This window comes from Blautia glucerasea (assembly GCF_020537505.1).
Taxonomy (GTDB): domain Bacteria; phylum Bacillota; class Clostridia; order Lachnospirales; family Lachnospiraceae; genus Blautia_A.
In genome coordinates, this window is record NZ_JAJBMO010000039.1 from 1 (window position 1) to 17,501 (window position 17,501).

Sequence of the window (17,501 nt, forward strand, 5' to 3'; positions counted from 1 at the left end):
GGACAGGTGGCTCTCGCCACACCGGACTGGCGGCTCTGCCGCACCGTAATATTCAAAAACCATTCATTTTACCACGAATTTACCACGATTGAATGAGCCTTGATATGATGATAAAACGACTAAGGGAGATAGCACAAATAACTGTGCCTCTCCCTATATTTTCTTTGTTTATTCCGTTGATTACTTCATTTGATTTCAAACTTTAACGCCTTTTTATATCTCGTTTTTTTATTCCTATTATATTCATACCTCAATTCTACTTTTTAAAGCTAATAAGTTTTCCGTTGTATTTTACAATGATGAATATGATATAAAACACTCCTACAACAATCAAAGTAAGCCCTATGTAGTAGCCTAATTCAGAATGAGAGATTAAATTGATAATCGGCATAGCAATAACGCCAATGCTAACCAGCAGAGAACCTATTCCTATTCTTTTTGTAAACGCTTTTTTATCTTTTGGGTTGAGATGTGTATAATGATAACTATGTAAGAAAGTAATATTTTCTTTTATACCCACTTGATAAGATAAAAATAATAAAAACAATCCCATAACTATTTCAACAACCACTTCTTCTATTTCCATAATCATACACTCCTTAATCAAAATAAAATAATTCCTCAAATTTTTTATCTAAAGCTATACAAAGCACTAATGCTAATTTTGCTGTTGGATTGAACTGTCCTGTTTCAATAGAACTTATTGTGTTACGGGAAACTCCAACCATTTCTGCTAATTCCGTTTGCGATAATTTTTTTTCTTTTCGCACCTCTTTTAATCTATTTTTTAAAATTAAATGTTCGTTCATATTACAAACCTGCTGTCAAAAATTTATAAAAGTAATACAACATAAATAGGACAAAGAATAGGGCAGTAACAAATTTAGGTTTACTTCTTGAAAGATATGCTTCATAACTCATATATCCAAATGCTACCGACCAAATAATTGTCATTATGTCATTGTAAGGTTCTTTACAAATAACCTTAATAACAAAGATTAAAATGCAGACAAGCAACACAAACATTAGCCCAAAAGATTTCCCTTTAAGTTTAATGTGTTTTTCATACTCATCAAGATATAAGTTATCTTTTTTGTTTTGTGACAGTATTTTTTCTTTATCCATTTATATTACCCCTTTCCAAAAATACCAAGTATACTTGTCATTTTTATTATAATACTCAATCTCTAAAAGTCAATGTTTTTATACTGTTTTCTTATTATTTTATGACGGCGTATTTTTTTCCATGAGATTATACGCCGTCAATAATTATGTTACAATTTTCCAGTTACTATCCTTATGGAGCATAAGCTCATACTGTGATACTTGCGTCGCCTTTGTCTGATTGTCGATAAACTCATGACACTACACCTTGTTTCCTCTTGTCTGCCAGAAACAGAAAAGAAAAAGCCCTGTCAAGAGCCTTGCCACCATTGGTGGTGCTTTGCACTCTTTACTGGGCTTTTTGTTTGCTGTATCTTCTACAAAGAGGAAAAAAGCTATTCGTCCTCATCATCAAAATGGTTATTTTTCAATACTTCCCGTAATAATTCCATATCTTCTTTTGAATTGGGGTTTATCATTTTTACGACTTGATATGGTGTCCTATATTTATGCCCCTCTATGCTTTCCCCGAACATATCCATGCTGTATAAATCATCATAGCGGTCTAACAGTTTTTGAAATTTCAAATGCTGGATAAATTCTTTGATTGGGTAAAGGTCGGACGCTACAATGCTTTTCCCGTTGATGTAGTCGGTAATATATTCCCGTAACTTCTCTAACTCATATTCCAGCCATTCTTCCTCGCTGTCAAAGAAATTGTCATAATGCCCATGTTTCAGTTCTGCATTTAGTCTTTCTTCAATTCTTAAAAACTGACAGACTTCCTTTTCGGCTTGATTAACATACTTCCATTCTCCCGATAATAATTCATTGGGCGTTACACCCAGCACGTCCATTATCTTTTCTAATGTATCAAAGGTAGGATAATTCACACCTCGTTCAATCTTGGAAAGGCTCTGCATATTGATACCGATTTTGTCCGCAAGTTCTTGTTGTTTCATTCCTCTGTGTTTTCTTATGGTCTGTATGTTCTCTCCTAAGAAACTGATTTTCTTTTCGTAATGCTCCATGACTTAGTATAAACACTCCTTTCATTGCTTTTATTGGTATTTATAAGCATATCATACTTAATATATATCTAAAAGTCAACAAAAACTTCTTGACAAGTAATTCTAATGGCGTTATTATCGTGTTAGATAGAGTGATTAAGCACGCTAGGGTTAATCACACGCTTGAGTAAGCATAGAAAAGATATATTTTCACTTTGATAGCATGAATAAGCATGGACTATCAGACCGAAAATAAGGTTTCTGACTGGGGCTGTTCCGTTTAGCCACGAGCCTTACAAGGCTCGTGAGCGTTAAGAACGGATCAGACACAGGAAGAAAGGGAACGCCTTTAGGCGTTCATAAAGGGCGTATATGTAACACCGCCCTGCGCATACATGTCATAGTACCTAGAAACTGTGATAAATAAAGGAAAAAACACGATTTTTACCCCGCAAAAAAACGGGAAGTACGAAAGGAGTAATGCACTATAACTACACACAAAAATTTATCCGTTAAGATTGATTACATCAGCATTGTATTTGAAACCGCAACCGCAGAAGATGTCATCATGCACATTTTAGGTTTACCGACTGACATTTTCAATGTCTATCCGGCAAGCGTTAAATTCAAGACTTATCAAGCACGCTGGCAGATTGGAGATATTTATGTATCAGGGGACGCAAGAAAGACAGAGGACAACCCACAAGGGCTAGGCTGTTATCTTGTTATGACTGGCAGAGGGTGTGATGATATTTTCCGTATTCTCGACAGTAGGAATTATACCTTTGGGGATATGTTCAAACATTGTGAGCGAAGATACGGACTGGATAATTTCCATTTCACAAGGCTTGATATTGCCATTGATGATAAGAACGAAAAGCCATTCTTTACCATAGAGCAGATAAAGAAGAAATGCGAAAAAGAGGAATTTATCTCGAATAGTGAGGGCTACCACTTTGATGAAAGCAAGTTTGACGATTTCGACACCGCAAAGACTGTTTATATCGGTGCTGGAAAGTCGGGATTGTCCTACCGCTTTTATGACAAGGATAAAGAAGTCTGTTCAAGATATAATAAGACGCTTGATGAAGTCGGCAGTTGGAAACGGACAGAAATGCAACTGCGTGATGATAAGGCTCATGCCTTTGCCATGACATTCAAGGACAGACCGCTGGAACTTGGGGAATTGGCTTTCGGGCTATTGGCAAACAACCTACGTTTTGTCGTAGCAAACAGAAATGAAAGTAATAAGAGCCGATGGAAAACGTGTCGATTTTGGGAACGCTTTTTAGGGGCTGTGGAAGTCTTGAAACTGCAAGTATCAAAACCATATAATTCCCTTGAAGAAACACAGCAATGGCTCACAGAGGGTGGCGTGATTTCCGCTGTCAAAAGTTTTTACTTCTTAGAAGAACATGACGCATTAGGTGGACTTGAAAAAGTGGGAACTATGCTTGACAAGGCAAGATACAGCACTTCCCTTTCCAGTAAACTAACTGCACATTTACAGAGGATAAACCGCACCGACCTTATCCCCTATATCCAGTATGACACGAAACAAGGGAAAGGGGGTATCTGATGAATAACAACGATATTCCCGTATGGGAAAAATACACCCTTACCATTGAAGAAGCGTCTAAGTATTTCCGTATCGGAGAAAACAAGCTAAGACGATTGGCAGAGGAAAACAAGGACGCTGGCTGGCTCATTATGAATGGCAACCGCATACAGATTAAACGCCGACAGTTTGAAAAGGTCATTGATAAATTGGACGCAATCTAATGCAAATGAGCCTTGTATGTGTTATGATGAACACAAGTCATATCAAGGCTCTTTCCAACAAGGAAAGGAGCAGACACCATGAAAGAAAAAAGACGGGATAGCAAAGGACGTATCCTGCATACTGGAGAGAGCCAACGAACAGACGGAAAATACTTATATAAATATGTGGACGCATTTGGAAACACAAAATATGTGTATGCTTGGAGATTGACACCCACAGACCCGACACCAAAGGGAAAGCGGGAAAAACCCTCACTTCGAGAACTGGAACAGCAGATAAGACGGGATATTGAGGACGGTATCGACAGCACAGGTAAGAAAATGACGCTTTGCCAACTCTACGCCAAACAGAACGCACAGAGGGCAAACGTGAAGAAAAGCACACAAAAACAGCGGGAACAACTTATGCGGTTATTAAAAGAGGACAAGTTAGGTGCTAGGAGCATTGATACGATAAAACCCTCTGACGCTAAAGAATGGGCGTTACGCATGAAAGACAAAGGCTTTTCCTATAACACCATTAACAACCATAAACGCTCGTTAAAAGCGTCATTCTATATCGCCATACAAGACGATTGTGTAAGGAAGAACCCTTTTAATTTCAAGTTAAGTGAAATCATAGAAAATGATACCAAAGAGAAAGTAGCATTGACAGAGGAACAGGAACAAGCCTTACTGTCATTCATCAAGACGGATAACGTGTATCACAAGTATTATGATGATGTGCTGATACTGTTAAAGACAGGACTTCGTATCTCAGAACTGTGCGGACTGACAGTAGCCGATATTGATTTCAAGAATGAGGTTGTGGTTATCGACCACCAGTTATTAAAAAACAAGGAACAGGGCTATTATATTGAAACGCCTAAGACAAAGAGTGGAACAAGGCAAGTGCCATTAAGCAGAGAAACGATACAGGCATTTCAACGGGTCATAAGGAAACGCACAAAAGGGAAACTGATAGAGATAGACGGATACAAAGATTTTCTGTTCATCAATCCGAAAGGCAATCCCAAAGTGGCGATTGATTACAACGCCTTATTTGTCCGTATGGTAAAGAAATACAACAAACACCACGAGGACAATCCCCTGCCACATATCACACCGCATACGCTACGCCATACGTTCTGCACGAGATTGGCAGGCAGGAACATGAACCCGAAAGATTTACAGTATATCATGGGGCATTCAAACATCAGTATCACAATGAACTGGTACGCTCATGCGTCCATAGATACCGCAAAATCAGAGGTTCAGCGTCTAATCGCATAGAAGTATTTACCACGATTTTAACCACGTTTGATAGAGAAAATATAAGAAGATAGACCTAGATATATGAGGTTTACCGCAAATGCAAAATGCCCGTAGAGCCCATAAAATAAGGCTTTGCGGACATTTGAGAAGATATAAAAAGATAGTCAAAAAGACATATATAATTTATAAGAACTTATATATAATTCTGAGGAACTTGATAAAATGAAGAAAAATAATATAACACTTGTATTTGTTGCTATCGTTTTTTCGATTATTGTTGGAATGATAATTGGAAAAAGCTTATTAAAGTATAAAGAAGGTGATCCAGATGTAGTTGGCAGTTTTTCTATGAATAGAGATGAAAATCTTACAGTAGTTGCTAACAGAAAAAATATTTCTGATAAAGAAGCATTTGCAAGACTGCTTTTAAAAATGTATAAAGAGAATTCATTTCATTCAATAAAATTTTCTACAGATCATGGATATGCAACCAGCCTTGATATGACCGTATATTCTTGGAAAGAAGATATCGAAAATGGCGAATCCATTATGCAGATAGAATTTAGACCAATTGAATATGGAAAAGATTATGATCTTGTTCATAATCCGGATAAATATGTGCTTTTTATCGATGGAACAGAAATAAAATGAAATATATAGATATGCAGATAAAGCGCAGAAAAAGAGGATTGCTCAACACAGGAGGATATTTTCAATTACCCTCAAAATGATAAAAGCGAGGCAGCGGAAAATCCGTTGCCTCATTTCAGTATTATGACAATTAATCTAGTTCCGCCCCTAACTCATACCTCCAATATTCTGCCGCTTCATACTCTCTAGGTTCTGAGAGTACTGGTACGGTAAAGAGTTCAACCGGAACACCGAGTGTTGATGCGAAGAGTTTCATAAGATCCTCTTTTGGTGTTCGGACATCGCCTTCATATTGAGCAATCCGGACATCAGCACAGCTGTCGGGAAATCCAACAGCTATGCCAAGTTCTTTCTGGGTGAGATGATTTTTCTGTCTTAAGTGTTTTAATTTTCTTCCAAATGTAATCATAGTATTATTCTCCTGTACTTCCAAAAGCCCCGGTTCCTCGTTCATTACCAAGGTCCAGAACAAAATCTGCGATCACGACCGGTGTAATCACCAGCTGACCGACGCGTGTGTCTTTATGAATGGTCTGAGAAGATGTGCTTACGTTGCTGATAATGGCATGGATCTCACCACGGTAACCGGAGTCGATCGGTGGAAGCTCGCATACCAGTCCTTTTGCTGCCATGCTGCTTCGTGGAAAGACATATCCGGCAAATCCATCGGGGATGATGAGACCAAATCCAAGTGGAATTCTTGCAACCTCACCTGGTTTTAATACGCAATCATAAGGCATGAATACATCAGCACCGGCATCATTTTCATGTGGCCGGAAGGGATGATGATCTGCTTTCAGACCAAAGTCAATCAGTTTAATCTTTATGGTTGCTCACCTCCTTCCTGATGAGCAATGGATAATCTGCTTTTAAGATATCTGACGGTATCCAAAGCTTTGAAATGGGATTCTGGCAGGACATCTGTTTTTCCATGCAGCTTCCTCTCTGACAGAATGGACCGGTAAGATCCGGTGCAAAAAGGATTGGGCTTAATTTGTACAATCTTTGCCAGATCTGTAGCATCACAATCCTTGTTTCATCCGTATTTCTTCGGCAGGTTCTTTGGCCAATCATATGCTTCCACTGGTAAGGTGTCGCGCTGATGATCAATACGTTTCGAAGTCCCTGAGGTGTAGCATATCCGGCTGAATCATGATCAATACCTAATTCACAAAGCTCTGCATAACGATCCAGATCTGACTGACAGCTTTTCTTGTAAATATCCTGGATTTCTTTATTTGCTTTCATGATTCCATATGGAATAGCAAATGCAGCGTGACCGGAATAATTACTGTACTGCAGAGATGCACTCATGTACTTTACTTCGTTCTGATGCCTTGTGATCTGTGCCAGGAAGCGTCTGCTTGCACCGACAACAGCCACGGTAATGACCATGAATTTCTGTACTGTCGGATGGGGAAGTCCTGCAATGTTTTCTACGGTGTTCTGACTGTAGGACTGATGGTAAAGCTCCATCAGATCTGCCATGTTCTGGATCGTATGACCGTGTTGTGTGAGTCTGGCAGCAAAGACCATATTTTGTTCTGCTTCCCGGATCCCATAGCAGTTTAAGATAGCTGTTTCAATGTGATCCATAGGCCTGTTCCTCCTTTACCAGAGCTTTTAAAAGAATCAGATAGTTGATGCAGTCTGTAATCTTTTCATCCCACTGTTCCATGTCAAAATGTAACAGAGTGGAATAACACATATCGTAAAGGGATACGACATGTTTCGACATCATACCGGCCAGTGCTGCTTTTGGATCGCAGTTCTGTAATGCGGCAGCAATCTTGAATGCGCTGAGGCGGTCAATATTGTCACCGGTATATTCTTTCTTTTTATGTGCCAGAATATCGGCACACTTTCTCATCTGAAGTTCAAATACAACATTAAATTCTTCTTGTGTCATGTGATAGTTCCTCCTTTGTTATGTGATAATTATCGTTCGAGATCTTTGGTTTTTGATCTCACTGGTTCCGGAATCTGCATCTGAAGAATGGCATCAACATTCTGATCGGCAGTATCCAGATCTTTTAATTTTTCTTTCAAGCTGCTTATTGCTTCTTCTTCGGAAGCTATCTGCTGTTGCAGTTTTTCTTTTTGTAAAGTCAGAGTTTTTAGGCTTGTCATCTTTCCATCCTGATAAAAGGATCTCAGCCAATCTCTGGCTTCTTCATATTTCTGAATTTCCTTAGCATGTTCTTTTCGGTACTTTCCTTTGTACTTTGCATTTGAAAATTGGGAATAAATTTCCTTGTTTGCATAATACTGTCCGGTATAACGAATCTGATCATTGAGGATCCTTAGATCGGAACGATGCTGAGCAACCTGTGTCTGCATTTCTTTTAGTTCCTGCTTTGATGCAAGCAGTGTGTTTTTCAAATCTGATTGCGTATCAAATCCATGTTCCTGTACATAGATAATGGTATTTGCCATTTGCTGCAGGTTAGAAAGTTTTATCCGATGAGCATAAGCCGGGCTCTGCATTGCTTTCACATTTGTCTGGAGATTTACAACCAGGCGCAGGTGAGATCTGACGTAGAGAATGGTCAATGGATCTTTGCGTAAGAAAGTCTGTTCCAGGTATTCTTTTCCATATCGTGTTCCCAGTACACGTTCAGTAATCCGCTTCTGTCGATCAGGATGAAGATAGCTGTATCTGCCACGATGCTCAATCACAGAGATTTGAAATTGTTCCAGAAGTTTGGATTGGAATTCATCAAAACTATTGGATGTGGCAGCACATTCATCAATTGCATTTCGCAAATATTCTTTCTGTGTAAGGAACACGGTGGATGTTGGTTTGAGACCATCTTCGATGATTTTCTGGTTGATCTCATCCAGGTTTTGTTGGCCATGTTTCTGTGCCATATACTCTTTCTGAGTGATTTTTTTCTCAGCCGGTGCAAGAAGATCTATCTGGTGAAGTCCTTCCTGTTGGCACCGATCCATGACGGTTTTCTTAAAAGTGTTCATGAATTTATCAGTGGATCGATGCTTGTAACCGGCGACTTCCTCATGTGGTTTATCCATATATGGCTGCCTTTCCACTGCAGTCTTTCGCACACTGTTGATGACGATATGAGTATGGATATTTCCGGATTCATTGTGGCCATCGGTGTGAGTAACTACCAGTGCCTGATATCCGGGAAACATCTGCTTTGCAAGTTCCAAACTGATTGACTGTGCTCTCTTTCCGGTAAGTCCATTCTCTGTCACATCGGCTGGATCGTAGCTGATAATGTAGTGGTGACTTTTGATATCTTCACGTTTCTTATTTTTGTGAAAATGAGCATTTGTCAGTTCACATTCCTTGTCAAAAGACATCGGATCACAGTTCAGCCCATCCATATAAAACTCTTTTCGCAGGATGCTTCGTCCGGATTCATCTACAATCTTTTTCCCGGTTTTTTCATCATGTTCAAACAGAAGGTAATTGATAGCAGCCGAGTAATTTGCATTTCTGCTTTTAATGTGTTTTACGATTGCCATTCATACCACCTGCCAGTTTCAGTACCTCTTTTCTCAATAGGAATAAGTCCGTGATGCACTGATGGATTTCATTTTCTATAGCACGAGACTGACTGCCACCACTGTTAAAATGCTTGGCGATCTGATTGAGATTCGATCCGATTTTTCCATATTCACTGACCAGTTTTCTGAGATCATTCATGTCTGCAACAACTTCAATCTGATGATGGATTTGCTTTTCCAATAGAAGTTTCCTCAGATATTCTGATCGGCTAATAGATAAACAAGCAGCGCCTTGGTCTAATAAATCCAGTTCGACATCTGTAAGACGTAATCCTATAAAATGTCTGTGATTCAGTTCTTTATCTTTGTTTTTTGTTCTCATACTCCTCCTTCCGTTGATACTATTCCTCCCACTGGGAGTCCACATATTTCAATATCGGCTGTCCCTTCCGATATTAGAAATAGTGCTGTGAACACCTTCAGGTGGAACCAACAGACAAGTGAAACGTCTGTTATTGAGAGGGTATGGGGAGATCCCCATCAAGATAAATCCCATAGGATGACAGGATGCCAAACGGCAATACTGTTAAACATGGGTGGATCTTGCTCTTATTTGTATCCCTCTATATAACGAAACGCTCAGAGGCTGTTTTACAGTGGGGGAAAAGAAAAAATATCAAAAAATTGATGATTAATGGTGAGCTTGTGATAGAATGGAAAAAAGAGAAAATGCATAAAGGATGTAGTTGTGGAGAATATTTGTTATGATTAGAAAGTTGCTGAACGGAGATATCAATAGAGTTGCTGACATATGGTTAAAGACAAATCTGAAAGCACATTATTTTATTTCCAATCAATACTGGAAAAGTAATTATGAATTAGTGAAAGAAATGATGTCACAATCCGAAGTCTATGTGCTTGAAGTGGATAAAATGATACAAGGATTTGTAGGACTAAATGATGAATATATCGAAGGTATTTTTGTCTCTGATGAAATGCAGTCATGTGGCATAGGTAAACTTTTATTGGATTATATTAAGAATAAAAAAGTCAGCTTACGATTAAATGTATATCAGAAGAATGCCAGAGCAATTTCTTTTTACCAAAGAGAAGGGTTCATTATTCAATGTGAAGGCTTGGATGAAGCTACTGGTGAAAAAGAGTACATTATGCTATGGAAACGAAAATAGAAATCGTAAGTTATGGAGGTGAAAAATGTATTTCACAGACGAAAAAGACTATATTATGCGAATGATAAAAGAAATGGTAAGAGTATTATTTTCTTTAATGTTTGGGAAAAAGTATGTTTCTGTTGAACTTGAAAAAGAAAATAAATATGAAGTATCAGGGAAAAATTTGAAAGATTTTCTTGATATGATTGATTCTGGGGAAATTAACGAAGCAGAGAATATACTTTTAGATAGCATTGATTATACAGACAGAAATGAGGTAATGGCAGCAGCTCTTTTCTACCAATACCTTAGTGAGAAGGATAGTGAGTTTTTGAAAAATAATAATTATACAAAAGAAGAAGTGATGTCTGGTTTTAAGCAATTACTTATGCAGTCAGGATATACTGATTTGCTATGTTTGGTCAAAGCTGAAGAGTAATGTAGAAAATTCAAAGAGATAAGAGTGATTGGCTGAAAGGAGAAATTGTATTATATGTTCTATATTGTTTTTGACTTTATGATGGCAGTGATTATGTTTTTGTTTGGAATGTGGTTTTATAAATCAGAAGGAAAAGCTACTAAATTCTTGTCGGGTTATAATATGAAATCAGCGGATGAACGAAAGAAATACGATGAGAATGCTATGTGTAAGGCATATGGAAAAAGAATGATGTTTATGTCAGTTCCTTTTATTATTGGAATAATCATAGATATCCAATATCAAGGAATAGGCTGTTGGATCGCATGGGGGATATGGCTTATTATGTTCGTTTTGTTGCTTATTGATAGACATAAAAGAGAACGTTAAATTCTTGTTTGGAGAATTGAAAAAAATGGAATTTACCTATTAAGACACATAAACTCTTGACAATAAAGCTCCTATATAGTATGTTTTTAATAAACTACTATATAGGAGCTTTTGTATGGAAATGAATGGAGGATTTCTTGTTACCAAAATAAAACAGCTTGGAGACCGGATTTTTGAGAAGATTCTCAGTGAAAAGAATATTGATGCGTTTAATGGAGCCCAGGGACGTATTCTTTATGTGCTGTGGCAGGAGGATGGTATCTCAATCAGGTCACTCTCGACTAAATGCGGATTAGCGATAACATCTCTTACTACGATGCTGGAAAGAATGGAAAATCAAGGGCTGATAAGCCGTGTTCAGTCTGAAACGGACAAAAGGAAAACACTCCTGTTTCTGACTGAGAAAGCACATGCCTTAAAGAGCGAGTACGATTCTGTATCTGATGAGATGGGCAGTATTTACTACAAAGGTTTTTCAGAGGAAGAAATTACCCGGTTTGAGAAATGTCTCGACCGCATCAGAAAGAATCTTGAGGAGTGGCAGAAGTCATGAGTATTTGTATCAAAGATCAGATTCAGAACATGAATATCGTCATTGGCTGCACAGTGGGGTGTACATATTGCTATGCCCGCAACAACGTGAAACGCTGGCATATGATTGATGATTTCGCTGACCCTGAATTCTCTCCGGGTAAGCTCAAGATGATGGAAAAGAAACGTCCGCAGAACTTTCTTCTTACCGGCATGAGCGATCTCTCTGGATGGAAGCCGGAATGGAGAGACGAGGTATTTGCAAAGATCCGTGAAAATCCACAGCATCAGTTCCTGTTCCTTACCAAGCGACCTGATTTGCTGGATTTTGATACCGATCTGGAAAACGCATGGTTTGGCGTTACGGTGACGAGGAAAGCAGAACGGTGGCGTATCGACGCCCTTCGGAAAAACGTCAGAGCAAAACATTACCATGTTACCTTTGAGCCGTTATTCGATGATCCCGGCACAGTTGACCTTTCCGTAATCAATTGGATCGTTGTCGGCACCATGACCGGAGCTCAGAGTAGGAAGATTCATACGGAGCCGGAATGGGCATGGTCTCTGACGGACCAGGCACATAAGCTCGGCATTCCGGTGTTTATGAAGGAAGACCTTGTCCCTATCATAGGGGATGAAAATATGATTCAGGAAATGCCGGAAGAATTTAATAAAGTGTTAGAGGTACAGAAATCATGGAAGAAGTAATAAATGGAATCCTCATTCGTGAGGTGGAAACAAAGAACATCATGACTAAGTCTAGTCTGCCGGTAGGCGGTTACTCGGTCAATCCCTATGTGGGTTGTACACATGCCTGCAAGTATTGCTATGCTTCTTTTATGAAGCGCTTTACCGGGCACAAGGAGGAATGGGGCACTTTCCTTGATGTGAAGCATTGGCCGGAAATTAAAAATCCGAAGAAATATGCCGGACAGCGGGTGGTCATCGGTTCTGTGACAGATGGCTACAATCCACAGGAGGAGCAATTCGGGAATACCAGAAAACTTCTGGAGCAGCTGATCGGCAGTGACGCAGATATTCTGATCTGCACAAAGTCGGATCTTGTGGTACGGGATATTGATCTGTTGAAGAAGCTTGGACGTGTAACCGTTTCATGGTCGATCAACACACTAGATGAAAATTTCAAGAACGATATGGACTCTGCTTCAAGCGTTGAGCGTCGTATCGCTGCTATGAAGCAGGTATATGAAGCAGGGATTCGTACAGTCTGTTTCGTATCCCCAGTATTCCCCGGGATCACGGACTTTGAAGCCATCTTTGAGCGGGTAAAGGATCAGTGCGATCTGTTCTGGCTCGAAAACCTCAATCTTCGGGGCGGCTTCAAAAAGACGATTATGGATTATATCGCCGGAAAACATCCTGATCTTGTACCACTTTACGACGAGATCTATAACAAGCATAACCGCAGCTACTTTGAAGCACTTGAAGTAAAAGCTGAGAAAATGGCTAAGAAGTATGATTGTGCCTTTGTGGATAATGAAATGCCTTATGGCAGAGTCCCGCAGGGGCATCCGGTGATCGTAGATTATTTCTATCATGAGGAAATCCGTGGGACAGAGAATACCGGAAAAAGAAATCGCTAATTTCATGTTTGCGGGGTTGACTGTGGGATTGTAAATGACCGTAAGGAAGGCAAGTGGCATTATTATTCTCTGAACAAAAAAGTAATAAGAGAGGCAAGTTCATTTGTTGAAGCTTTGGGAAGGTAGGAAATGAAAGAAGAATGTATTATATGTAAAGCACCACTTATATATCTTGAAAAAGATGAAATGATGGAGTGTGTGTTATGCCATAAAAAGGAATTAAGCAAAACTAGATGTGAGCAGGGTCATTATGTATGTAATGAATGCCATACAAAAGGAATGGGTGTAATTATAGACATATGTCTTAGTGAAACATCTAAGAATCCGATAGAAATTATAAGAAGAATGATGGCACAGCCGTTCTGTCATATGCATGGACCAGAGCATCATGTTATGGTTGGTTCAGCGCTTCTTACCGCATATAAAAATGCAGGTGGTGAGATTGATTTGCCGGAAGCTCTGCTTGAAATGATGAATAGAGGAAAAGCTGTTCCAGGCGGTGTATGTGGATTCTGGGGTGCTTGTGGCGCCGGAATTAGTACAGGAATGTTTATATCAATAATCTCAGGAGCGACTCCACTTAAAAATGAACCTTGGGGTTTGGCTAATAAAATGACTTCTAAGGCACTTGACGCAATCGGGAGCATTGGTGGACCAAGATGTTGTAAAAGAGATTCCTATATAGCCATAATCTCAGCGATTGACTATGTGGCAGAGAATTTCAACATACAAATGGAAAAGCCTGTTATAAAGTGTATTCATTCTGATAAGAACAACCAATGTATTAAGGAGAGGTGTCCGTTTCATGAATAAGAAAAAAGTCGCATTTATCTGTGTTCATAATTCATGCCGTAGTCAGATTGCAGAGGTATGCAGGTAGATAAAATAATTATCTACCTCCTACCCGATTTTAGAAATTAAGAAAGTTCTGCCACATTCTTGTAGTCCAGATGGAATTAATCATCAATGCTGTATTTGTTTTCCAGCGCTTCTTCTGCTAATTCCAGTTCATCTTCCAGTTTTTCAATCGCGCGTTCTCTCGCTTTGTATGTCTCGAAGCTAATCTCTTTCATTTGGTAAGCATACTCAAATTCATCATCAAGTTTATCCAGTTCGTCATCGACTGCGTCTACCTGTTTTTTCAAAGCGTAGAATTGTTCGTGATTCTCAGATGCATTTGTAGATGTTTTTGCATTGTTTACACTTTTTGTTATATTACAGATTTCTTCTTCATAAGAAGAGAAATCATAGTCCTTTTCGTTCACATTCTCTGCTGCATTTTCTGTGTTACTGATGTTATCATCACCGTCATCTGTATTTGATGTTACAACTTCCTGGGTCTTAATATCTTCTGTAGCTTCATTATTGGATGAAGTGCAGCCTGTAAAAGCAAATATTAATGTGAGGGATAATAAAACTACTAATAATTTTTTCATAACATGTTCTCCTTTCGGCTCTTGGGTGTTTTGTTTTTGCTGTTATATGTATCATATAGGGGGAAGATTAAAAAAAGATTAAAACAAATAGTAATTTCAAAAAATGAAAAAAGGACTCTAGCACACGAAAATGATCGGTATTATAATAATTACATTATGAGATTACTGATTGTAGAAGACGAGAATGATTTAAGAAACATTGTCAAAAAAAGGCTTGTCAAGGAACATTACAGTGTAGATGCCTGTGGGGATGGTCTGGAAGCGATGGATTATATCGATATGACTTCCTACGATGGTATTATTCTTGATATCATGTTGCCGGGAAAGGATGGATATGAAATCTTAAGAGAATTAAGGCAACGAGAAGATGATACACCGGTTCTGTTACTGACAGCAAAAGACAGCATTGAGGACCGTGTCAAAGGACTGGATCTTGGTGCCGATGATTACCTGATCAAACCATTTGCATTTGAAGAACTGCTTGCAAGAATCCGTGTCATGATGCGTAGAAAGCCACAATTTACATCCAATCAACTAAAAATAGCAGATCTTATTCTGGATCGTGACACAAGAAAGGTTACAAGAGCCGGAAATGAAATTGATCTTTCTGCAAAAGAATTTATGGTTCTGGAATGTCTTATGCGCAACAAAAATATCGTAATGACAAGACAGCAGATTGAACAGAATGCGTGGGACTTTGATTTTGAAGGTGGTTCCAATGTGATCGACGTATACATTCGTTATTTGCGAAAAAAAATCGATGCACAATATGAACAAAAACTCATCCACACTGTTCGCGGTGTCGGATATGTAATGAGGGAAAATGAATGAAACAGCTGACAATCAAGAAAAAAATTACGCTATGGTACACCGGAATCATTGCCGTAGTTCTTGGGACTATTTTAGTTCTCGTCCTTCTTTTTGTGGATAAGGTTGGAATTTCTGCGACAGAAGAAGAAATCATTGCCGCAGTGACCGGTTTCTCTTCAAATATTAATTTTCAGGATGATTCCTTTTATCTTGACGGCGATACTGAATTTTACGATGACGGTATTATGTTTTGTATTTATGACAAAAACGGACGCTTACTTTATGGAACGATTCCAACCCAATTTCCAGAAGAAACTATCCTCAAGTCGAATACACCGCGAATGATAACCGGATCAAATCGAAAATGGATGATATATGACAGCGTTTACACTTACGGTGATGATGAGGAAATGTGGGTACGAGGAATTACCTCCGTACATTCTATAGAACTTTTCATGCAGACATCCGAGAAAATGCTGTTGATTGTATTCCCGTTACTCATTATTCTGATCGGAGTCATCGGATATTTTATGATCAAGCGGGCATTGAGACAGGTGGATTTTATCTGCGATGAAGTTGAAAACATCAGCAATGGAAAAGATCTTTCCAAACGATTGTCTCTGCCAAAAGCAAAAGATGAATTATACGAATTGTCGGAGAAATTTAACGGAATGTTTGAGCGATTGGAATTTTCGTTTGAGAAGGAACGTCAATTCACATCAGACGTATCCCATGAACTGCGGACTCCCGTTGCTGTTATCATTTCCCAGTGTGAGTACTTATTGGAAAATGAAAACTTATCTGCGGAAGATAAGGAAGAGATTGCAGTCATCTTAAGGCAGGCAAAACGAATGTCAAAGCTGACAAGCGAAATGTTAATGATTGCCAGAAACGAACAGGATGAGCAACATCTGATGGAAAAACTGGATTTTGGATTATTAAGCGAACTTGTAATAGAAGAACTGCAGACAAAAGCACAGGAAAAAAATATTGAGATCATCCTGCAAAAGCAGGACGACTTATTTATGAACGGCGACCAGACATTGATTTTGCGTATGATGATGAATTTAATAACCAATGCCATCAATTACGGAAAAACAAATGGACATATCCATGTTATCCTGAAGGTCGAAAATGACCAGATTGTCGGTGAAGTGAAAGATGATGGTATTGGAATAAGTGAGGAACACCTGGACAGAATCTGGGAGCGTTTCTATCGCATAGACAAAAGCCGTTCCAGAGAAAATGGCGGTACCGGACTCGGCCTTTCTATGGTGCGTTTGATTGTAAATCTCCACAATGGAACCATTCACGTCGAAAGTATCGAAGGTATCGGAACGAGTTTTATTTTCCGATTTCCGAAAATATAAGGAGCTATCGCTGTATATCCAATTTTTTTTTACCAAAGAGAAGGGTTCATTATTCAATGTGAAGGTTTGGATGAAGCTACTGGTGAAAAAGAGTACACTATGCTATGGAAACGAAAATAGAAATCGGGATTTGTAGTAAAGGAGGTTTACAATGGGGTTTTGGATTTTTATGTTGATTATGGATTTGCTTCTTCCTTTTACGATGATTGGTTTTGGAAGATATTTTATAAAAAAGGCTCCAAAGGAAATAAATTCAGTATTTGGATATCGGACTTCGATGTCTATGAAGAACAAAGACACATGGGAATTTGCTCATAAATATTGTGGTAAAGTCTGGTATGTCTGTGGAATGGTTATGTTGCCGATAACAGTAATATTCATGCTTTTAGTGATTGGAAAAAATGAAGATTGTGTTGGGAGTATAGGAGCTTCCTGTATAATAAAAAGCGTAGACGTTGAAATTTGAAAATACCTCAGAGTACAATAAGACTACTG

General features: G+C 38.7%; 26 protein-coding genes and 3 pseudogenes. 17 read left to right on the forward strand and 12 right to left on the reverse strand.

The features are described from left to right. Window positions 1-256 precede the first annotated feature (256 nt). From LIQ05_RS18345 to LIQ05_RS18360, 5 genes and pseudogenes are all read right to left on the reverse strand, one after another. A complete protein-coding gene (locus LIQ05_RS18345; protein ID WP_003127052.1) occupies window positions 257-586 on the reverse strand; it encodes a hypothetical protein in 330 nt (109 codons plus the stop codon). A gap of 13 nt (window positions 587-599) precedes the next feature. Continuing rightward, window positions 600-809: a helix-turn-helix transcriptional regulator gene (locus tag LIQ05_RS18350; protein WP_003127053.1), complete on the reverse strand. Its 210-nt coding sequence runs from the start codon at window positions 807-809 to the stop codon at window positions 600-602. A 1-nt stretch (window position 810) separates the two neighbouring features. Next, on the reverse strand, window positions 811-1,125 hold the full coding sequence (locus tag LIQ05_RS18355) for a DUF6442 family protein (RefSeq protein ID WP_003127054.1): 315 nt from the start codon (window positions 1,123-1,125) through the stop codon (window positions 811-813). 144 nt (window positions 1,126-1,269) lie between these two features. Continuing rightward, window positions 1,270-1,359 (reverse strand): annotated as a pseudogene (locus LIQ05_RS20445) (conjugal transfer protein); the annotation flags it as partial. Window positions 1,360-1,499: 140 nt separating this feature from the next. Beyond that, entirely contained in the window at window positions 1,500-2,135 is a 636-nt protein-coding gene (locus LIQ05_RS18360; RefSeq protein WP_003127055.1) for a helix-turn-helix domain-containing protein, read from the reverse strand. Window positions 2,136-2,682: 547 nt separating this feature from the next. Between LIQ05_RS18360 and LIQ05_RS18365 the strand changes: the two genes are divergently transcribed. From LIQ05_RS18365 to LIQ05_RS18380, 4 genes are all read left to right on the forward strand, one after another. Continuing rightward, window positions 2,683-3,693 carry a replication initiation factor domain-containing protein gene (locus tag LIQ05_RS18365; protein ID WP_008788613.1) on the forward strand — a complete coding sequence of 337 codons (1,011 nt, stop codon included), beginning with the start codon at window positions 2,683-2,685 and terminating at the stop codon, window positions 3,691-3,693. Continuing rightward, a complete protein-coding gene (locus tag LIQ05_RS18370) occupies window positions 3,693-3,896 on the forward strand; it encodes an excisionase (RefSeq protein WP_002610247.1) in 204 nt (67 codons plus the stop codon). Before LIQ05_RS18365 ends, LIQ05_RS18370 begins: the two co-directional genes overlap by 1 nt. Window positions 3,897-3,974: 78 nt before the next feature. Then, window positions 3,975-5,168: a site-specific integrase gene (locus LIQ05_RS18375; protein ID WP_226822809.1), complete on the forward strand. Its 1,194-nt coding sequence runs from the start codon at window positions 3,975-3,977 to the stop codon at window positions 5,166-5,168. Window positions 5,169-5,372: 204 nt separating this feature from the next. Further along, complete coding sequence (locus LIQ05_RS18380) at window positions 5,373-5,801, forward strand: hypothetical protein (RefSeq protein ID WP_005334795.1); 429 nt, start codon at window positions 5,373-5,375, stop codon at window positions 5,799-5,801. A 130-nt stretch (window positions 5,802-5,931) separates the two neighbouring features. Here the strand turns inward: LIQ05_RS18380 and LIQ05_RS18385 are convergent, their stop codons facing one another. Genes LIQ05_RS18385 through LIQ05_RS18410 form a run of 6 tightly spaced genes read right to left on the reverse strand, consistent with a single transcriptional unit; the run spans window position 5,932 to window position 9,657 of the window. Continuing rightward, the gene (locus tag LIQ05_RS18385) at window positions 5,932-6,210 is read right to left on the reverse strand and encodes a helix-turn-helix domain-containing protein (RefSeq protein WP_005334794.1); all 279 of its coding nucleotides are present in this window, start codon (window positions 6,208-6,210) and stop codon (window positions 5,932-5,934) included. Between the two features lie 4 nt (window positions 6,211-6,214). Beyond that, on the reverse strand, window positions 6,215-6,628 hold the full coding sequence (locus LIQ05_RS18390; protein WP_040015613.1) for a dUTP diphosphatase: 414 nt from the start codon (window positions 6,626-6,628) through the stop codon (window positions 6,215-6,217). Then, window positions 6,618-7,397, reverse strand: a complete 780-nt coding sequence (locus LIQ05_RS18395) for an FAD-dependent thymidylate synthase (RefSeq protein WP_101872518.1) — start codon at window positions 7,395-7,397, stop codon at window positions 6,618-6,620. The genes LIQ05_RS18390 and LIQ05_RS18395 overlap by 11 nt, the downstream gene beginning before the upstream one ends. After that, window positions 7,384-7,710 (reverse strand): hypothetical protein, encoded by a 327-nt coding sequence (locus LIQ05_RS18400; protein ID WP_029471619.1) that lies wholly within the window; start codon window positions 7,708-7,710, stop codon window positions 7,384-7,386. Before LIQ05_RS18400 ends, LIQ05_RS18395 begins: the two co-directional genes overlap by 14 nt. 29 nt (window positions 7,711-7,739) lie before the next feature. Continuing rightward, window positions 7,740-9,293 carry a relaxase/mobilization nuclease domain-containing protein gene (locus LIQ05_RS18405; protein ID WP_226822810.1) on the reverse strand — a complete coding sequence of 518 codons (1,554 nt, stop codon included), beginning with the start codon at window positions 9,291-9,293 and terminating at the stop codon, window positions 7,740-7,742. Continuing rightward, window positions 9,271-9,657: a plasmid mobilization protein gene (locus LIQ05_RS18410; protein WP_195409528.1), complete on the reverse strand. Its 387-nt coding sequence runs from the start codon at window positions 9,655-9,657 to the stop codon at window positions 9,271-9,273. The genes LIQ05_RS18405 and LIQ05_RS18410 overlap by 23 nt, the downstream gene beginning before the upstream one ends. Window positions 9,658-9,842: 185 nt before the next feature. Between LIQ05_RS18410 and LIQ05_RS18415 the strand changes: the two genes are divergently transcribed. The 9 genes and pseudogenes from LIQ05_RS18415 to LIQ05_RS20785 form a co-directional block, all read left to right on the forward strand. After that, window positions 9,843-10,043 (forward strand): hypothetical protein, encoded by a 201-nt coding sequence (locus LIQ05_RS18415; RefSeq protein ID WP_015541494.1) that lies wholly within the window; start codon window positions 9,843-9,845, stop codon window positions 10,041-10,043. After that, a complete protein-coding gene (locus LIQ05_RS18420) occupies window positions 10,040-10,465 on the forward strand; it encodes a GNAT family N-acetyltransferase (RefSeq protein WP_226822811.1) in 426 nt (141 codons plus the stop codon). The genes LIQ05_RS18415 and LIQ05_RS18420 overlap by 4 nt, the downstream gene beginning before the upstream one ends. A gap of 25 nt (window positions 10,466-10,490) precedes the next feature. After that, on the forward strand, window positions 10,491-10,886 hold the full coding sequence (locus LIQ05_RS18425) for a DUF6483 family protein (RefSeq protein WP_004614494.1): 396 nt from the start codon (window positions 10,491-10,493) through the stop codon (window positions 10,884-10,886). A gap of 54 nt (window positions 10,887-10,940) precedes the next feature. Beyond that, complete coding sequence (locus LIQ05_RS18430; RefSeq protein WP_005342838.1) at window positions 10,941-11,255, forward strand: DUF3784 domain-containing protein; 315 nt, start codon at window positions 10,941-10,943, stop codon at window positions 11,253-11,255. Window positions 11,256-11,370: 115 nt separating this feature from the next. Next, the gene (locus LIQ05_RS18435; RefSeq protein WP_209292836.1) at window positions 11,371-11,808 is read left to right on the forward strand and encodes a radical SAM mobile pair system MarR family transcriptional regulator; all 438 of its coding nucleotides are present in this window, start codon (window positions 11,371-11,373) and stop codon (window positions 11,806-11,808) included. Then, window positions 11,805-12,494, forward strand: coding sequence for a radical SAM mobile pair protein A (locus LIQ05_RS18440; protein ID WP_226822812.1), 690 nt, complete (start codon window positions 11,805-11,807; stop codon window positions 12,492-12,494). Before LIQ05_RS18435 ends, LIQ05_RS18440 begins: the two co-directional genes overlap by 4 nt. Then, window positions 12,482-13,390, forward strand: a complete 909-nt coding sequence (locus LIQ05_RS18445) for a radical SAM mobile pair protein B (protein ID WP_226822813.1) — start codon at window positions 12,482-12,484, stop codon at window positions 13,388-13,390. The genes LIQ05_RS18440 and LIQ05_RS18445 overlap by 13 nt, the downstream gene beginning before the upstream one ends. A 129-nt stretch (window positions 13,391-13,519) precedes the next feature. After that, entirely contained in the window at window positions 13,520-14,203 is a 684-nt protein-coding gene (locus tag LIQ05_RS18450; RefSeq protein ID WP_055057108.1) for a DUF5714 domain-containing protein, read from the forward strand. Then, window positions 14,196-14,258 (forward strand): annotated as a pseudogene (locus LIQ05_RS20785) (arsenate reductase ArsC); the annotation flags it as partial. The gene LIQ05_RS18450 and the pseudogene LIQ05_RS20785, both read left to right, overlap by 8 nt. Before the next feature lie 88 nt (window positions 14,259-14,346). Here the strand turns inward: LIQ05_RS20785 and LIQ05_RS18455 are convergent. Further along, complete coding sequence (locus LIQ05_RS18455) at window positions 14,347-14,826, reverse strand: entericidin EcnA/B family protein (RefSeq protein WP_209292839.1); 480 nt, start codon at window positions 14,824-14,826, stop codon at window positions 14,347-14,349. 156 nt (window positions 14,827-14,982) lie between these two features. Here LIQ05_RS18455 and LIQ05_RS18460 point away from each other — a divergent pair, with 156 nt between their 5' ends. The 4 genes and pseudogenes from LIQ05_RS18460 to LIQ05_RS18475 all read left to right on the forward strand — a co-directional run bounded on the left by LIQ05_RS18460 (window position 14,983) and on the right by LIQ05_RS18475 (window position 17,472). Next, complete coding sequence (locus LIQ05_RS18460) at window positions 14,983-15,657, forward strand: response regulator transcription factor (protein WP_107001140.1); 675 nt, start codon at window positions 14,983-14,985, stop codon at window positions 15,655-15,657. Next, a complete protein-coding gene (locus LIQ05_RS18465) occupies window positions 15,654-17,006 on the forward strand; it encodes a sensor histidine kinase (RefSeq protein ID WP_209292840.1) in 1,353 nt (450 codons plus the stop codon). Before LIQ05_RS18460 ends, LIQ05_RS18465 begins: the two co-directional genes overlap by 4 nt. Window positions 17,007-17,027: 21 nt before the next feature. Continuing rightward, window positions 17,028-17,126: pseudogene (locus LIQ05_RS20450) on the forward strand (GNAT family N-acetyltransferase); the annotation flags it as partial. A 31-nt stretch (window positions 17,127-17,157) separates the two neighbouring features. After that, window positions 17,158-17,472: an SdpI family protein gene (locus LIQ05_RS18475; RefSeq protein ID WP_226822814.1), complete on the forward strand. Its 315-nt coding sequence runs from the start codon at window positions 17,158-17,160 to the stop codon at window positions 17,470-17,472. Window positions 17,473-17,501: the final 29 nt, after the last annotated feature.

Coding starts and splice junctions, on each gene's coding strand:
- LIQ05_RS18345 (WP_003127052.1), bottom strand. CDS start 586: ATGGAAATAGAAGAAGTGGTTGTTGAAATAGTTATGGGATTGTTTTTA.
- LIQ05_RS18350 (WP_003127053.1), bottom strand. CDS start 809: ATGAACGAACATTTAATTTTAAAAAATAGATTAAAAGAGGTGCGAAAA.
- LIQ05_RS18355 (WP_003127054.1), bottom strand. CDS start 1,125: ATGGATAAAGAAAAAATACTGTCACAAAACAAAAAAGATAACTTATAT.
- LIQ05_RS18360 (WP_003127055.1), bottom strand. CDS start 2,135: ATGGAGCATTACGAAAAGAAAATCAGTTTCTTAGGAGAGAACATACAG.
- LIQ05_RS18365 (WP_008788613.1), top strand. CDS start 2,683: ATGCACATTTTAGGTTTACCGACTGACATTTTCAATGTCTATCCGGCA.
- LIQ05_RS18370 (WP_002610247.1), top strand. CDS start 3,693: ATGAATAACAACGATATTCCCGTATGGGAAAAATACACCCTTACCATT.
- LIQ05_RS18375 (WP_226822809.1), top strand. CDS start 3,975: ATGAAAGAAAAAAGACGGGATAGCAAAGGACGTATCCTGCATACTGGA.
- LIQ05_RS18380 (WP_005334795.1), top strand. CDS start 5,373: ATGAAGAAAAATAATATAACACTTGTATTTGTTGCTATCGTTTTTTCG.
- LIQ05_RS18385 (WP_005334794.1), bottom strand. CDS start 6,210: ATGATTACATTTGGAAGAAAATTAAAACACTTAAGACAGAAAAATCAT.
- LIQ05_RS18395 (WP_101872518.1), bottom strand. CDS start 7,397: ATGGATCACATTGAAACAGCTATCTTAAACTGCTATGGGATCCGGGAA.
- LIQ05_RS18400 (WP_029471619.1), bottom strand. CDS start 7,710: ATGACACAAGAAGAATTTAATGTTGTATTTGAACTTCAGATGAGAAAG.
- LIQ05_RS18405 (WP_226822810.1), bottom strand. CDS start 9,293: ATGGCAATCGTAAAACACATTAAAAGCAGAAATGCAAATTACTCGGCT.
- LIQ05_RS18410 (WP_195409528.1), bottom strand. CDS start 9,657: ATGAGAACAAAAAACAAAGATAAAGAACTGAATCACAGACATTTTATA.
- LIQ05_RS18415 (WP_015541494.1), top strand. CDS start 9,843: ATGCCAAACGGCAATACTGTTAAACATGGGTGGATCTTGCTCTTATTT.
- LIQ05_RS18420 (WP_226822811.1), top strand. CDS start 10,040: ATGATTAGAAAGTTGCTGAACGGAGATATCAATAGAGTTGCTGACATA.
- LIQ05_RS18425 (WP_004614494.1), top strand. CDS start 10,491: ATGTATTTCACAGACGAAAAAGACTATATTATGCGAATGATAAAAGAA.
- LIQ05_RS18430 (WP_005342838.1), top strand. CDS start 10,941: ATGTTCTATATTGTTTTTGACTTTATGATGGCAGTGATTATGTTTTTG.
- LIQ05_RS18435 (WP_209292836.1), top strand. CDS start 11,371: ATGGAAATGAATGGAGGATTTCTTGTTACCAAAATAAAACAGCTTGGA.
- LIQ05_RS18440 (WP_226822812.1), top strand. CDS start 11,805: ATGAGTATTTGTATCAAAGATCAGATTCAGAACATGAATATCGTCATT.
- LIQ05_RS18445 (WP_226822813.1), top strand. CDS start 12,482: ATGGAAGAAGTAATAAATGGAATCCTCATTCGTGAGGTGGAAACAAAG.
- LIQ05_RS18450 (WP_055057108.1), top strand. CDS start 13,520: ATGAAAGAAGAATGTATTATATGTAAAGCACCACTTATATATCTTGAA.
- LIQ05_RS18455 (WP_209292839.1), bottom strand. CDS start 14,826: ATGAAAAAATTATTAGTAGTTTTATTATCCCTCACATTAATATTTGCT.
- LIQ05_RS18460 (WP_107001140.1), top strand. CDS start 14,983: ATGAGATTACTGATTGTAGAAGACGAGAATGATTTAAGAAACATTGTC.
- LIQ05_RS18465 (WP_209292840.1), top strand. CDS start 15,654: ATGAAACAGCTGACAATCAAGAAAAAAATTACGCTATGGTACACCGGA.
- LIQ05_RS18475 (WP_226822814.1), top strand. CDS start 17,158: ATGGGGTTTTGGATTTTTATGTTGATTATGGATTTGCTTCTTCCTTTT.